Origin of the sequence: Streptomyces sp. Ru72, from assembly GCF_002920635.1 — a bacterium.
Taxonomy (GTDB): domain Bacteria; phylum Actinomycetota; class Actinomycetes; order Streptomycetales; family Streptomycetaceae; genus Streptomyces.
The window spans coordinates 92,147-106,520 of record NZ_PQSR01000013.1; the positions used below are offsets into that span (position 1 = coordinate 92,147).

General features: G+C 72.5%; 13 protein-coding genes. 3 read left to right on the top strand and 10 right to left on the bottom strand.

The genetic code is table 11. The features are described 5' to 3' along the window. Nucleotide 1: 1 nt before the first annotated feature. Nucleotides 2-1,306: an NRAMP family divalent metal transporter gene (locus C3488_RS09195; RefSeq protein ID WP_258053347.1), complete on the bottom strand. Its 1,305-nt coding sequence runs from the start codon at nucleotides 1,304-1,306 to the stop codon at nucleotides 2-4. Next, complete coding sequence (locus tag C3488_RS09200; protein ID WP_103838837.1) at nucleotides 1,303-2,670, bottom strand: magnesium transporter MgtE N-terminal domain-containing protein; 1,368 nt, start codon at nucleotides 2,668-2,670, stop codon at nucleotides 1,303-1,305. The genes C3488_RS09195 and C3488_RS09200 overlap by 4 nt, the downstream gene beginning before the upstream one ends. A 434-nt stretch (nucleotides 2,671-3,104) precedes the next feature. On the opposite strand from C3488_RS09200, the gene C3488_RS09205 reads away from it, so the two are divergent. Beyond that, a complete protein-coding gene (locus tag C3488_RS09205) occupies nucleotides 3,105-3,983 on the top strand; it encodes a polysaccharide deacetylase family protein (protein WP_103838838.1) in 879 nt (292 codons plus the stop codon). A 31-nt stretch (nucleotides 3,984-4,014) separates the two neighbouring features. On the opposite strand, the gene C3488_RS09210 is transcribed toward C3488_RS09205, so the two are convergent. The 5 genes from C3488_RS09210 to C3488_RS09230 all read right to left on the bottom strand — a co-directional run bounded on the left by C3488_RS09210 (nucleotide 4,015) and on the right by C3488_RS09230 (nucleotide 8,920). Then, complete coding sequence (locus C3488_RS09210) at nucleotides 4,015-4,593, bottom strand: ATP/GTP-binding protein (RefSeq protein WP_103838839.1); 579 nt, start codon at nucleotides 4,591-4,593, stop codon at nucleotides 4,015-4,017. Further along, nucleotides 4,580-4,936 carry a DUF742 domain-containing protein gene (locus C3488_RS09215; RefSeq protein WP_103838840.1) on the bottom strand — a complete coding sequence of 119 codons (357 nt, stop codon included), beginning with the start codon at nucleotides 4,934-4,936 and terminating at the stop codon, nucleotides 4,580-4,582. The genes C3488_RS09210 and C3488_RS09215 overlap by 14 nt, the downstream gene beginning before the upstream one ends. Nucleotide 4,937: 1 nt before the next feature. Next, complete coding sequence (locus C3488_RS09220) at nucleotides 4,938-5,363, bottom strand: roadblock/LC7 domain-containing protein (protein ID WP_103838841.1); 426 nt, start codon at nucleotides 5,361-5,363, stop codon at nucleotides 4,938-4,940. Between the two features lie 11 nt (nucleotides 5,364-5,374). Then, nucleotides 5,375-7,726 (bottom strand): nitrate- and nitrite sensing domain-containing protein, encoded by a 2,352-nt coding sequence (locus C3488_RS09225; protein ID WP_103838842.1) that lies wholly within the window; start codon nucleotides 7,724-7,726, stop codon nucleotides 5,375-5,377. Between the two features lie 183 nt (nucleotides 7,727-7,909). Continuing rightward, nucleotides 7,910-8,920, bottom strand: a complete 1,011-nt coding sequence (locus C3488_RS09230; protein WP_103838843.1) for a substrate-binding domain-containing protein — start codon at nucleotides 8,918-8,920, stop codon at nucleotides 7,910-7,912. 431 nt (nucleotides 8,921-9,351) lie between these two features. Here C3488_RS09230 and C3488_RS09235 point away from each other — a divergent pair, with 431 nt between their 5' ends. Continuing rightward, nucleotides 9,352-10,680 carry a PP2C family protein-serine/threonine phosphatase gene (locus tag C3488_RS09235; RefSeq protein WP_103838844.1) on the top strand — a complete coding sequence of 443 codons (1,329 nt, stop codon included), beginning with the start codon at nucleotides 9,352-9,354 and terminating at the stop codon, nucleotides 10,678-10,680. A 103-nt stretch (nucleotides 10,681-10,783) separates the two neighbouring features. Then, nucleotides 10,784-11,860 (top strand): MASE1 domain-containing protein, encoded by a 1,077-nt coding sequence (locus C3488_RS09240; protein WP_103838845.1) that lies wholly within the window; start codon nucleotides 10,784-10,786, stop codon nucleotides 11,858-11,860. A 64-nt stretch (nucleotides 11,861-11,924) separates the two neighbouring features. Here the strand turns inward: C3488_RS09240 and msrB are convergent, their stop codons facing one another. The 3 genes from msrB to C3488_RS09255 form a co-directional block, all read right to left on the bottom strand. Beyond that, nucleotides 11,925-12,332 carry a peptide-methionine (R)-S-oxide reductase MsrB gene (msrB, locus tag C3488_RS09245; protein ID WP_103838846.1) on the bottom strand — a complete coding sequence of 136 codons (408 nt, stop codon included), beginning with the start codon at nucleotides 12,330-12,332 and terminating at the stop codon, nucleotides 11,925-11,927. Nucleotides 12,333-12,345: 13 nt separating this feature from the next. Next, nucleotides 12,346-13,740: a UDP-N-acetylmuramate--L-alanine ligase gene (gene murC / locus C3488_RS09250; RefSeq protein ID WP_103838847.1), complete on the bottom strand. Its 1,395-nt coding sequence runs from the start codon at nucleotides 13,738-13,740 to the stop codon at nucleotides 12,346-12,348. Nucleotides 13,741-13,816: 76 nt separating this feature from the next. Next, on the bottom strand, nucleotides 13,817-14,290 hold the full coding sequence (locus C3488_RS09255) for an indole-3-glycerol phosphate synthase (protein ID WP_103838848.1): 474 nt from the start codon (nucleotides 14,288-14,290) through the stop codon (nucleotides 13,817-13,819). Nucleotides 14,291-14,374 lie beyond the last annotated feature (84 nt).

A 14,374-nucleotide genomic window follows, 5' to 3' on the forward strand; every position in this document is an offset into this window, starting at 1 on the left:
CCTAGCCCAGGCGGAACCAGCCGAGGACGGTCTGCACGAGCAGGATCGTGGACATGGTGGCCACGCCGACGACCACCGCGGTGGCGGCGATGCGGTAGCGGGGCCCGTTGGCGGCAGGCCCGAGCACGGAGCGGCGGTTGGTCAGCACCAGCAGGTAGACCAGGACGACCGGGCTGATCAGGCCCTGCAGGACCTGGGTGCCGATCAGCAGCCGGATGACGTCGATCGGGGTCATGGCCAGGGTGGCGCCCAGGACGATCTGGGCGGTGAACAGGCCGAGGAAGAGCGGGGCGTCGCGGAAGCTGCGCGAGACGGAGCGTTCCACCCCGACGGCCTCCCCGATGGCGTAGCTGGCCGACAGGGGGACGACGGCTCCGGCGAGCGCGGAGGCACCGATCAAACCCAGCGCGAACAGCAGTTCGGCGTTCTGTCCGGCGACGGGTCTGAGCGCCTCGGCGGCCTGGGCGGCGGAGTCGAGCGGGCCGGTGCCGCCGATCACGGCGGCGGTGGCGACGATGATGGTCAGGCTGATGACGCAGGCGAACACCGCGCCGAGGACGGCGTCGGCGCGGATCAGCGGGTAGTCGGCGGGTTTGGCCCCGCGGTCGACGACACCGGCGGCTGCGTAGAACTGCATGTAGGGGCTGACCGTGGTGCCGATCAGGGCGACCGCGAGCAGGATGAAGTCCTTGCTGGGCTCGACGTGCGGGACGACGAGGTGGCGGCCGACCGACGCCCAGTCGGGGTGGCCGAGGATCATCGCCACCGGATAGGCGAAGAACGCCAGCGACATGATCAGGAAGATGCGTTCGGCCCAGTGGTAGGAGCCGAACAGCACCAGCGCCCACAGCAGGATCGCGGCCGGCGGGACGACCGCCCACTTGGGCACTCCCAGCAGCTCGAAGGCGGCGCCGATGCCCGCGAACTCGCTGACGACCAGACCGGTGTTGGCCAGCAGCAGGCAGAACAGGGCGAGCGCGGTCAGGCGCAGGCTGAACTGTTCGCGGATCAGGGCGCCGAGGCCCTTGCCGGTGTGCGCGCCGAGGCGGACGGCCATCTCCTGCACCATCACGAGGGCGACGGTCACCAGGACCATGAAGAACAGCGTGCCGTAGGCGAACTGGGACCCGGCCGAGGCGTAGGTGGCGATCCCGGCCGCGTCGTTGCCGGCGTTGGCCGCGACCAGCCCGGGGCCCGCGATCGCGGCGACCATGGTCAGGCGGCGCCATCCGGTGGGGCGGGCGGCGGGTGCGCCGGTGGTGCCCGGTGCCGTGGTGGTCGGGGGCGTGTGAGGGTCGCGGGTCACTGGAGGAACCTCCTGAAGTGCACGCGCCCGCGTTCGGGCAGCAGGGCGTCGAGCAGGTCGTCGGCCAGGATCCGGCCGAGGGGACGGTCGGTGTCGTCGACCACCAGCAGCGAGGAGGCGCGGGCGGCGACCAGCTGGTCGGCGGCCTCGGACAGCGGTGTGTCCGCGCGCACGGTGACCGGAGGGCCGAACTGGGCCCGCCAGGCGACCAGATCGGCCACCGGCGCCGCGTCCTCGGCCACCGCCAGGTCGAACAGCGCCATGTCGCACAGCAGCCGGCCCTCGTCGTCCACGACGGCGACGGCGTCGATCTCGGTGCGGTGCTCGGTCTGCTCTGCGAGCCGGGCCCGCACCTCGGCCACCGTCGCGTCCCGGTGGACGGTGACCAGCAGGGTGGTCATGGCGCCGCCCGCCGTGCCCTCCCGGTGCGCCAGCAGCCGGCGCAGCTCCGCGGACTGGTCGTCCGGCATACGGATGAGCAGCGACTCGCGTTCCTCCGGGGTGAGGTCGCGCAGCGCGTCGGCCGCCTCGTCCGGCTCCATCTCGTCCACCAGCCTGGCGGCGTGCTCGGGCTGCGCCTCCCGCAGCAGGTTCTCCAGCTCGGCCGGCTCCATCTCCTCCAGCGCGTCGGCGGCCTGTTCGGGCTCGAGCCAGCCCAGCAGCTGCTGGCGTTCGGCGCGGCCGAGGTCCTCGAGGATGTCGGCGAGATCGGCCGGGCGCAGCCGGTGCAGCGCGGTCCGGGAGGCGCGCAACCGCACCTCGGGCGGCCCTTCCGTGGCCTCCTCGGCGAACGGGGCCACCGCCTGCCAGTCCAGGACCCGCTCCGGGGTCGGCCGGGCCTGCCAGCGGCGCGGGCCAAGCCGGCGCAGCAGGGTGGGCAGCGAGACGTCGACCCCGACCAGGACGACGCGGTCGACCAGCGGCGCCAGGTACAGGTCGGCGGCGCGCGTGACCTGGACCCCGTCCACGTCGACCAGTTGGTGGTCGAGGACGTCCCTGGCCAGCAACGCCTCGCCGGGGCGGCGGGAGAAGTCCCGCAGGTCCACCCGGGCGGCGCGCAGTCGTACGTGTCCGGCGTGCACCTTGCCGATCGCGTCGGCGGCCAGGAAGGTGCGCCGCCGCCCGATGCGCAGGATCAGCCCGGTGACGGGCGGGTACGACTCCGCCCCGTAGAGCCGGGCGACGACGTCCACGAGGCGGCCGACCTCCTCTCCGGCCTGGTTGGTGACGGGTCCGCCGACCAGGCCGGCCAGGGAGACCAGGGAGCCGCGGACCGCCTTGGAGGCGGTGGCACGTCGCTCCAGACGGACCCGGCGGTCACGCAGCCGGGCACCGGTGGACATGAGCAGAGTGTGGGCAGCCACGGGGAACACCCCCTCGCCCCGTCGGGGCGGGGCACCGGGCGGCCCACGGCAGCGGCCTTCCCGCCGGTGCGCACACGGCAACACGCGGCCCGGCGGGGCCGCGTGCGGCACCGGCTGAGGTCGCCGGGCGGTCAGCGGGGAAGGACGTGCTGCCCCGGGCCGCGGAAGGACGACCAGGACAACGCGGAACGGGGCCGACTATGGCCCGGACTACTGTCCATCTCGCCTCCTCCCGGTCCCGGCGCCGGAGTTCGGCGCTCCCTGAGCTGTGCGGCCGATCAAGGGTACGACGCCGTATCGTGCCACCGGGCGACATGACGGGATTGTTGGGGAACCCTTACCGGTGCCTTCCCGGCCGTGGATCTTCCGCCCCGTACGGTTGCGGTGGTGCGGCGGCTGTCCGTCGCCGACCTTTCGACCAGCTGGGAGTGTGGATGACGACCGGTCGCCGGGCCGTTCTGGCCGCGATGGCGTCCAGCGTGCTCGCCGGATGCGCGGGCCGGAAGAGCGCGACGAGCGCCGGGACGCCCACGTCCGGACCGCCCGGTGCTCCCGCGCCGAACGCCACGGCCACCCCGACGCCCACCCCCTCGGCGACGGCACCGGCGGTGACCCGTGCCGAGATCGTGGCCCGCTACGGGCATGCCGTGCCGCACACCTGGGGCTTCCAGGCGCCCGGGGTGGTGCACGCGCTGCCGCGGGGAAGGCGTGAGATCGCGCTGACCTTCGACGCCTGCGGAGGCCCGGGCGGCAGCGGCTACGACGAGGCGCTGATCGACTTCCTGCGCAGGCGGGAGGTACCGGCGACCCTGTTCATCAACTCCCGCTGGATCGACGCCAACCCTGCCCTCTTCCGCCGGCTGGCCGCCGAGCCGCTGTTCGAGATCGCCAACCACGGCACCCGGCACCGCCCGCTGTCGGTCACCGGGCGCTCCGCCTACGGCATCGCCGGCACCCGGGACGCCGGAGAGGTGTACGACGAGATCGCCGGCAACCGGGCCGAACTCACCCGGCTGCTGGGCGCCCCGCCGCGCTTCTTCCGGTCCGGCACCGCGTACTGCGACGACGTCGCGGCACGGATCGTCGGCGACCTGGGGGAACGCTTCGCGAGCTTCTCGGTCAACGGCGACGGCGGCGCCACCTTCACCCCCGAGCAGGTGCGTACCACCGTGGCGTCCGCGCCCGGCGGCTCCATCGTCATCTGCCACATGAACCACCCCGAGGGCGGCACCGCCCGGGGCATCGCCGCCGCCGTACCGCGGCTGCTGGCGAGCGGTCATACCTTCGTCCGCCTGTCGGACGCGCTGGACTGACGTGGGGTCAGGGCCCTTCCTGGGGCCTGTGTCACACCACCGAGGCGATCAGCTGGTCGATCAGGGCGATGAGGACGTCCCGGCACGACTCGCGCTCGCGCGCGTCGCACAGCAGCACCTGGACGTGCTCGGGCAGCGCCAGGGCGTCCCGTATCTCCTCGGGCGGGTACGGGTGCTTCCCGTGGAAACCGTTGACGGCGACGACGAAGGGGATGCCGCGGCGTTCGAAGAAGTCGATGGCGGCGAAGCTGGACTCCGGGCGGCGGACGTCGATCAGGACGACGGCGCCGAGCGCGCCGATCGCCAGGTCGTTCCACATGAACCAGAACCGCTGCTGACCGGGCGTGCCGAAGAGGTACAGCACGAGGTCCCGGCCGATCGTGATGCGGCCGAAGTCCAGGGCCACGGTGGTGGCCCGTTTCTCCTCGATGCCGACGAGGTCGTCGACGTCGAGCCCGGCGGTGGTCAGCGGTTCCTCGGTGCGCAGCGGGACGATCTCGCTGACCGACCCGACCATGGTGGTCTTGCCGACGCCGAAGCCCCCGGCGATGAGGATCTTCACCGTGTCGGGGGCCGGCGCCGAAGCGGTGGCGGTGTCAGAGCCGGCCAAGGCCGTCCCTCACTTTCTGCAGGAGTTGAAGGTCCGGAGTGCGCGAGACGGGGTGCGGCGGGCGGATGGTGATCCGGCCGGCCTCCAGCAGATCGCACAGCATGATCACGACCACGCTCACCGGCAGATCGAGATGGGCGGCGAGCTCCGCCACGGCGATCGGCTCCACGCACCGCTTCAGGATCCGCGCGTGCTCGGGCTGGAGCCGCGGCGCCCACGCGGGCGGTGGGTCCACCGCCGTCACCGTCGTGATGAGGGTGAAGTCGGCGCGGCTGGGCCGGGTCCGTCCGCCGGTCAGCGTGAACGGCCTGACGAGCCGGCCCGCCGCGTCGCCTCCGCTCACCTCACTCGCCGCTGTCGGACGCGCCGACGCCCGCACGTGGTGCCGCACTCAGGTGCTCGCCGATCTTCTTCACCAGCATGTTCATCTGGTACGCCACGACACCCACGTCGGCGCCCGGGCCGGTGAGGACGGCGAGGTGGGCGCCGGGGCCGGCCTGGGTGAGGATCAGGTAGCTGTGGGCCATCTCGATGAGCGCCTGGCGCACCGGGCCGCCGCGGAAGTCCATGCTGACGCCCTTGCTGAGGCTCATCAGGCCGGAGGCGGTCGCCGCGAGCCGTTCGGCGTCGTCGCGGACGAATCCGGTGGAGTGGCTCACGACCAGTCCGTCCTCGGAGAGCACCACCGCATGGGCGACCCCGGCGACCCGGTCCACGAGTGAGGTGAGCAACTGGTCGAGCTGGCTGTGGGTGGCAGGGGAGCGTGTCATGTCGGTGTCCTTCACGAGCGGTCGGCGAGCGGTGTGGACGTCGGTGCGGCCCCGGGTGCGTCGGCCACGGCGGGCTCCTCCTGGTCGTACTGCTCCAGGGTGCCCTCGTCACGCGCCCGGAGCGTGCCGCGCTGGAACCCGGCGAGGGAGGAGGCGGCGCGTTCCGCGGTGAACTCGTCGAGCACACCGTCCCCCTCGGGCGCGGCCTCCTCGAGCAGTTCGGCGGCCAGACTGGTCTGCGGCACCCGGCGCGGCAGCGGGGGAAGCCCTCCCGCGCGCCCGGCTTCATCGGTGTGCACGGCGCCCTCCTTCCGGGTGGGCTCCCGGCGCCGCGCGTCGGCCGCCGGGGCGGTCCCGGTGGTGCGCGCCGCCGGGCGGGCGTGCCGGGGCTCCCGTACGGGCTCGGCGTCGGGCGCCTGCGAGGTCCCGGGGGCCTCGCGCACCACGATGTCGTGCGGGACGAGCACGATCGCCGTGGTCCCGCCGTACGGCGACGGGCGCAGCGTCACGGCGATGCCGTGCCGGGTGGCGAGGCGGGCGATGACGAACATGCCGAGCCTGAGGTCGTCGGCGAGGGCCACCACGTCGAACTGCGGCGCCACCGCCAACTGGGCGTTGAGCTGCGCGTAGTCGTCCTCGGACATGCCGAGGCCGCGGTCCTCGATCTCGATGGCGAGGCCCTTGGCGACCAGCGCGGCCCGCACCTCGACGGGGCTCGGGGCGGGCGAGTACACGGTCGCGTTGTCGATGAGTTCGGCCAGCAGGTGGATCAGGTCGGCCACCGCGGGCGGGGACAGGTACACGTCCTCGTCGGTGTGCACCTCCACCCGCTGGTACTCGGCGACCTCGCCGACGGCGCTGCGCACGATGTCGATCAGCGCGACCGGTTCCCTCCAGCTGCGCCGGGGCTGCTCGCCGCTGATGATGACGAGGTTCTCCTCGTACCGGCGCAACTGGCTCGCCGTGGAGTCCAGTTCGTACAGCCCCTTGAGGACGTCCGGGTCCTGGTGCTGTCTCTCCAGCGCGTCCAGCTTGCTGAGCTGCAGGTTGACCAGGTTCTGGCTCTGCCGGGCGATGCCGAGGATCACCTTCTGGAAACCACGCCGGGTCTCGGCGAGTTCGACGGCGGTGTGCACGGCGGTGCGCTGCGCCGTGTTGAACGCCTGGGCCACCTGGCCGAGTTCGTCGCGCCCGTAGTCGAGCGGCGGCGTGGCGGACTCCACGTCGACCTTCTCGCCCCGTTCGAGGCGGGCCACCACGTCGGGCAGCCGCTCCTCGGCCAGGGAGAGCGTGGCGAGCCTGAGCCCGCGCAGCCGCCGGGACAGGGAGCGGGTGATCCGCCAGGACATGCCGACGCACAGCAGGAGGGCGGCGAGTCCTCCCGCGCTCAGCGAGCCGGCCTTGAGGAGCAGGCCGTCCGCTGTGGCTGCGCTGCGGTCGAGCAGCTGCGCGGTCTGCTGCCGGATCAGGGCCGTGTACTGGTCGGCGAGCGTGTTCATCGCGCTGCTCCAGCGCTGCCGGACGTCCGGCAGCGCGATCCCGTGCGCGCCGGGCGCCGTCCGGGCCGCGAGCACCTGGTCCTCGACGTTCTGCAGGGTCGCCCACTCGGGCGACTGCAGGATGCTCTCGGCCTGTGTCTTCATGCTCCCCTGGAGCGAGGGCACGATCTGGTCCTGGACCAGCCAGCGGCGGGCGTGGACCAGTTGCATGAACCGCTCCCACGACGCCTGGTCCATGTGCCGCGACGGCCAGGCCAGGGTGAGCTCCGCGTCCTCCTGGGAGGCGAGCTCCGCGGCGTGCTCCAGCGCGACCAGTGGGCCGGCCTGCGAGGTGAGGTCGCCGTCGTCGACCTGGGAGAGCTCCTGGAAGGCCTGGATCTGCCGGCCGATGATCGCGGTGTACTGGTCCAGCGCCTGCTGGGCGGTGATGTCCGTGGGACGGTCCACCTGGTCGCGGTAGTACTCCAGGCTGCCCACCGAGGCGACGACGGAGTACATCGGGTCCTTGATGCGGGAGGCCGCCCGTCTGATCGCCTCGGCCTGCCCGGTGAGCTCCGCCACCGCCGCGTCCGTCGCGCTGCGCTGGGCCTCCAGGGCGGCCCGGGAGCCGTGCGGGGAGGCCAGCCACGCGGCGGACAGCTGCCGCTCCCGCTGGAGGGCGAGCGCCGCCTCGGTGCCCATGGCGCCGGTGGACCGGCTCAGTTCCGTCTGCGCGCGCAGCCGCAGTCCCTCCGAGAACATCTGGGTGGTGGTCACGGCCCAGACGGCGGCGAGCGTGACGCTGGGGACCAGGGCCAGGAGGATCAGGGAGAGGCGTATGGAGCCGAGACGGCGCCGGATAGGTGTCGGTGTCCGTCGAGACATCGTGGTCCTAGAGCGGTCCATGGGGTACGGGGAAGGGGGACGGACGCGAGGGGTGGGCGCGTGTCCGGTGCGACACAGGGGTGCGCAGGATGTTATCCGTCCGTGTGACCTGGCGCACCGACAGGGATCGTATCGTTTCGGCGTTTCTCGCAACCGGCGCCTGTCGGGGCCTCGGGCCCCCGCTCAGCGGGTGCCGCCCGCCGCGAACTTCGCCACCGAGGTGATGTTCGCCTTGGTCACGAAGGCGGGGCCGGTGAGCACCGGGGCGGTGCCGCCGCCGCTGACGTTGCCGTTGGTCTTGTAGAGCCACAGCGAGTCCACGGCGAGGTAGCCCTGGAGGTAGGGCTGTTGGTCCACGGCGAACTGCACGTCCCCGTTCTGCACGGCCTTGACCAGGTCGGTGTTGAGGTCGAAGGTGGCGACGCGCGCCCTGCTGCCCGCCTGCTGCACCGACTTGACGGCCGCGAGCGCGAACTGCGCGCCCAGCGTGACCACTTCGTCGATGGTCGGGTCCTGCCGCAGCTGGGCGGCGACGGCGCCGGTCACGGCGTTCATGTCGGTGCCGTCCACGTAGAGCAGGTCGGTCTGGCCGACGAAGGCCTTCTTCACCCCGGCGCAGCGCGCCTCCAGGGCGACGTTGCCGCGCTCGTGGATGACGCACAGGGCGTGCTTGGCGTGGAGGTCGTCCAGCTTGTCGCCGACGGCGCGGCCCGCGACGCTCTCGTCCTGGCCGAAGTACTCGAGCACGCCCTCCGAACGCCAGGCGTCGATCCCGGAGTTGAGCCCCACGACCGGGATGCCCGCCGCCCTGGCGTCGGCGATCGCTCCCTTCATCGCGTCCGGCTTGGCCAGCGTCAGCGCGATGCCGTCGACCCGGTCCTTGACCGCGTCCCGCACCAACTCCGCCTGTCCCGCGGGGTCCGGGTCCCCCGCGTACGTCAACTCGGCGCCGTCCTTGGCCGCGGCCGCCTCGGCGCCCTTGCGCACCAGCTCCCAGAAGGCGTCGTCCTTGGCTCCGTGGGTGACCAGGGCGACCTTGAGCCGGCCGGGGTCGGACGCCTTCGCGTCCGCGCCGGACCCGGCGCTGCCGAGGCCGGAGCAGCCGGCCAGCAGCAGGCAGGCGGCGAGGGCGGCGGTCACGGCGGTGCCGAACAGGGTTCTGCGGGACCTGCGCGGAGGGGGAGGGGTCTTCATGGGGGTGCGGCACCTCGCTGTGCAGCCGAGCCAGAGGACGGCGGTCGTACGGGAAGAGCGGAGTGAGCCGAGGGGGTACCGGCTCGGTGGCTCGCGCTGTGCCGGAGCCAATCGCGGGTGACCGCCCGTGGTCAAGTGAGCGACCCCCGGTAGTCGGCTGTTGCTGCCGCATTGTGATGATCTCCGTGACGCCGGACCCTGGACGCCGGTCTCCGGACTCCCGGCCCGGGCCGCCCGGCCCGGCGCCCGCCCGACGGCACGCTCCGGGTCGGGCCTTTCGAGCGAGGACGACAGCATGTAGCTTTTGCGGTGATATGAGTGATTTCGCACTGCCGGATCGTGCCATGCTGCCGTCGCGTTCGATCAGGGTCGTGCCAGGAGGCCGGTGTGTACCGTCCGCGTGAGTGGCCGCTGCCGCAAGAGCGTCCGTCATGACCGGACCGAGGCGGCAACCACGGCAGTCGCACCCCCATGACCTGCGTCTGCGGCTGCGCGACGAGCTGGGCCGGATCGACGAGCAGCTGCAGGCCCTGCTCGCCGCCATGGACCGGCTGCAGGGGCTGCTGGAGGCCGTCGTGGCCATCAGCCGGGAGGTGGAGCTGCCCGGGGTGCTGAACCGCATCGTGACCACCGCCATGGACCTGGTGGGCGCCCGCTACGGGGCTCTCGGGGTGCTCGACGAGTCCGGGCGGTCCCTGAAGGACTTCATCGCCGTCGGCCTGTCGGAGCGGGAATTCGCCGACCTCGCCGAGGTCGGCCTGCCGGAGGGCCGGGGCGTCCTCGGGCAGCTGATCAGCAACCCCGAACCGCTGCGGGTCGACGACATCCCCGCGCACCCCGCCTCCGCCGGCTTCCCGCCCGGCCACCCGCAGCTGCGCACCCTGCTCGGCGTCGCCGTCAGCGTGCGCGGCGAGATCTACGGCGACCTCTACCTGTCCGAGCGGCTCGACGGGCAGCCCTTCGACGTCCACGACGAGAACATCGTCGTCGCCCTGGCCGGCGCCGCCGGCATCGCGATCGAGAACGTCCGCCTGTTCGAGCAGGTGCGCAGCGCCTCCGAGCAGTTCCAGCGGCTTCTGCTGCCGGCCCTGCCCGATCTGCGGCCGTTCACCGCCGCCGCCATCTACCGGCCCGCCGCCGAGCCGAGCCGGCTCGGCGGCGACTGGTACGACGCCATCCTGCTGCCCGACGGCGCGGTGGCGGTCGTCATCGGCGACGTGGTGGGCCACGATCTCCAGGCCGCGGCCGCCATGGCCTCCACCCGCAACATGCTGCGCGCGCTGCTCTTCGACCGGTGCACCCCGCCGAGCGCGATCCTCGCCCAGCTCGACCGCACCCTGCAGGGCATCACCGACACCCCCGTCACCACCACGAGCCTGGCCCGCATCGAACCCGACGGGCCCGGCTGGCGGCTGCACTGGAGCGCCGCGGGCCACGTCCCGCCCCTGGTGATCGTCCCCGGCCGGAAAGCCGAGTACCTGTTCGCCGAGCCCGGGCTGCCCCTCGGCGTCGACTCCGGGCAGACCCGCCCCGACCACATCCACCCACTGCCCCCGGGCAGCACCGTGGTCCTCTTCACCGACGGTCTGGTCGAACACCCCCACCGGCCCATCGACGAGTGTCTGGACGAGCTCGCCGGTCTCGCCACCGCCCATGCCGGCCTGCCCCTGGAGGAATTCGTCCACACCCTCGCCGACCACGGCCCCAGCGACGGTCACGACGACATGGCCGTCCTCGCCCTGCGCACCCCGGCCCTCTGAGGAACGGCGGGCAGACGCACCGCTTCGCTCGGTGACCGCATGGTGGATGGCGCGCGGCCGACGGACGATGGACTACGGGGCCGAGCCGATGGGGAGACGCCCGATGTCCGTCGCGCGGCACGAAAGGCTCCGGCGCGGTGCAGTGACCGCCCTGGAGATCTGCGTCATCGCCGCGCTGTACTACGCCTCGGGAAGGCTGGGGCTGCTCCAGCAACTGGTGCGCGGTCAGGTCACCCCGCTGTGGCCACCGACCGGGATCGCCGTCGCCGGGCTGCTGCTCCTCGGTCCCCGGGTCTGGCCGGGGATCACCCTGGGCGCGTTCGCGATCAACATCTCTCTCGGGCCGTCGATCCCCGCCGTGCTCGCGATCGTGGCCGGGAACACGCTCGCGCCGCTGTGCTCGTACGCACTGCTTCGTCGCGCCGGGTTCCGTGCCGAGATGGACCGGCTGCGGGACGCGCTGGCGCTGGTGTTCCTCGGGGCCTTCACCGGCATGCTCCTCAGCGCGACGGTCGGCGGCTGCACCCTGCTGCTCGCCGGTGCGCTGTCCACCGGCGCGTTCTGGCCGACGTGGTCGGTCTGGTGGACCGGCGACGCGATGGGGGTGCTGCTGGTCACGCCGGTCCTGCTGGTGCTGCGCTCCGCGCGCCGGCCGAGGGGCGTGCCGCCGTCCCGGTGGCTGGAGGCATCGCTGCTGCTGGTGGCCACCATCGGCGTCGGGTTTCTCGAGGCCAGTCGCGTACCGCTGCTCTTCCTCGGACTGCCGGTGCTGATCTGGGCGGCCTTCCGCTTCCAGCGGGCCGGGGCCGCACCCTGCGCACTGGCCGTCTCGACGTTCGCCATCCTCGCCGCGGCGCGCAGAACAGGCCCGTTCGCGGGTCATGACCTGCTCATCGACATGATCACGATTCAGGCGTTCAACGGCTCGGTCGCGCTGACGGCCCTGCTGCTCAGCGCGACGATCAGCGAGCACAAGCAGAACCGCATGGAGATCGAACAGGCATGCCGCCAGCTCGCCGACATGGTGGCGAGAATCGCGCCGGAGGAGGCGGAGAAGGCGTCGAGGCTCGACAGCGAGGAGAACGGAGCCGGGGACCACGCGCGTCCCCGGAACCACGGCCCCTCCGCAGCCGACGTGGCGGGAGGGGACCACCCGGGCCGCCGCCCCCGACCCCCTTGACCACCGGCCCGGTCGTACCGGCAGCTCAGGGGGGAGAACACCCCCCGTCGATCGACCGGTCAGGTCACCCCTCGGCAGGGATCAGTCGCAGGGAGATCGAGTTGATGCAGTACCGCTGATCCGTCGGCGTCGGATACCCCTCACCCTCGAAGACGTGCCCGAGATGCGAGCCGCAGCGGGCGCACCGCACCTCCGTGCGGATCATCCCGTGGGATCGGTCCTCCAGGAGCTCCACCGCGTCGGTGTCCTTCGGGTCGTAGAAGGACGGCCAGCCGCAGTGGGACTCGAACTTCGTGTCCGAGGTGAACAGCTCGGCGCCGCAGGCGCGGCAGGAGTACACACCCTTGGTCTTGGCGTCCGTGTACTCACCGGTGAAGGCGGGCTCGGTGCCGGCCTGGCGCAGGACCGCGTACTCCGCCGGGGTCAGCTCCGCGCGCCACTGCTCGTCCGGCTTGTCGACGTCGTACGACATGAAGGCCAACCCCTTAACTCTGTGCGAGACGGTCCAGGATCCGCGGGCCGAGGTCCGTGACGTCGCCCGCGCCCATGGTGAGAACGAGATCCCCCGGCTTCGCCATTCCCGCGACGACCGCGGGGACCTCCGCCTTGTCGTGGACGGCCTGCACGTCCGCGCCCGCCGCCCGCGCCGCCTCGATGATCAGCTCGCTGGTCACCCCCGGGATCGGGTCCTCACGGGCCGGGTAGATGTCGAGCACCACGGAGGCGTCAGCGAGCGCCAGCGCCTGGCCCATCTCCTTGCCCAGTTCCTGGGTGCGGGAGAACAGGTGGGGCTGGAACACCACCAGGATGCGGGACTCGCCGGCCGCGGCCCGCATCGCCTCCAGGTCCGCCGTCATCTCGGTGGGGTGGTGCGCGTAGGAGTCGACGACCTGGACGCCGGCCTGCTCGCCCTTCAGCTGCAGGCGGCGCTTGACCCCCGTGTACGCGGCCAGGGCCGGGGCGAGCTGCGCCGCCGGGATGCCGAGCGCCACGCCCGCCGCCAGCGCCGCGACCGCGTTGAGCGCGTAGTGGCGGCCGGGGACGGAGACCGTGAAGGTGAGCTCCTGGCCGTCGAGGAGGACCGTGACCTCGCTCTTCAGGCCCTGGGGGACGACGGACAGGACCCGCACGTCGGCGTCCTCGGCCGCTCCGTACGTCACCACCGTCACGTCGCACGCCGTGACGCGTCGCGTCAGCTCGCGGGCACCTTCGTGGTCCGCCGAGACCACCAGGGTGCCGCCCTCGGCGATGCGGTCCACGAACGTCTCGAAGGACTCGTAGATCTCCTCCATCGAGGCGTAGTTCGCGTGGTGGTCGAGTTCGACGTTGAGGACGATGGCGACCTCGGGGGCGTACTTGTGGAAGCTGCGGTCCGATTCGTCCGCCTCCGCCACGAAGATCTCGCCCTCGCCGTGCAGGGCGTTCGAGCCGGGGACGTCCAGGTCGCCGCCGATCGCGTACGACGGCTTCAGACCCAGCTCGGTGAGGGACACCGCGAGCATCGACGTGGTGGTCGTCTTGCCGTGGGTGCCGGCGACCGCGATCGGGCGCAGACCCACCATGAGGGCCGCGAGGGCGTCGGAGCGGTGGACCACCGGGATGCCCAGCTCGGCCGCGCGGGCCAGCTCCGGGTTGTCCTCGCGGATCGCCGAGGAGACGACGACACAGCTCGCGTCGTCGGCGAGGTGCCCGGCCGCGTGCCCGATGTGCACCGTCGCGCCCAGCGCGCGCAGGGCCTCTGCGGTCGGAGAGTCCTTGGCGTCGCTGCCCGCCACCCTGGCCCCGCGCTGCGCCAGGATCTTCGCGATGCCCGACATTCCGGCGCCGCCGATGCCGATGAAGTGCGGTCGGTCCATGGCGGTGGGGAGGCCGGGTGCCATGCGTGTCTCCTGGATGCTGGTACGGCGGACGTTCAGCGACACACCCTAGTGCGTCACGAGAGGGCCCCGCTGACGCTCACGCCTTGCTGTGCGAGAACAGCTTCAGCACCGGCACCCCCACCTTGTGCCGTGCCCTGGACGCCCAGTCGCGGTGGAAGAACTCCTCCACGTAGTGCGGGTCGGTCAGCACGATCACCTCGTCCGCGCGGACCTCGTCGACCAGATCCTTGAGCGCGTCCAGCGGGTGGTCCTCGATGAGGCGCCCCTTGGCCGCGCTGCCCGCCGCGCGCAGCGCGGCCAGGGACACTTCCAGGGCCTGCCGCCCCAGCTCGGCGGCGTCCTTGCCCTCCGGCGTCTCCCGTTCGTGCGCCGCCTCGTCCAGCTCGCCCAGGGCGATGTCGTCGATGGCCCGCAGCAGGCGGTCCGCCTGGTCGCCGCGGGGCTGCAGCAGGACGTGGAAGGAGACCGGCTCGTCACCGTGCAAGGTCGTGACGAACTCGACGTCGGCGGACGTGAGGGCTTTCTCGATCATCAGTACGCTCGTGAACACGACAGGCGCCCTTCTCCTCCATGGGACCGCGAACCTTTCCCGGGTGGGCCGTCACGGCCCTTGCGGAAACCATCCTGCCCCGGC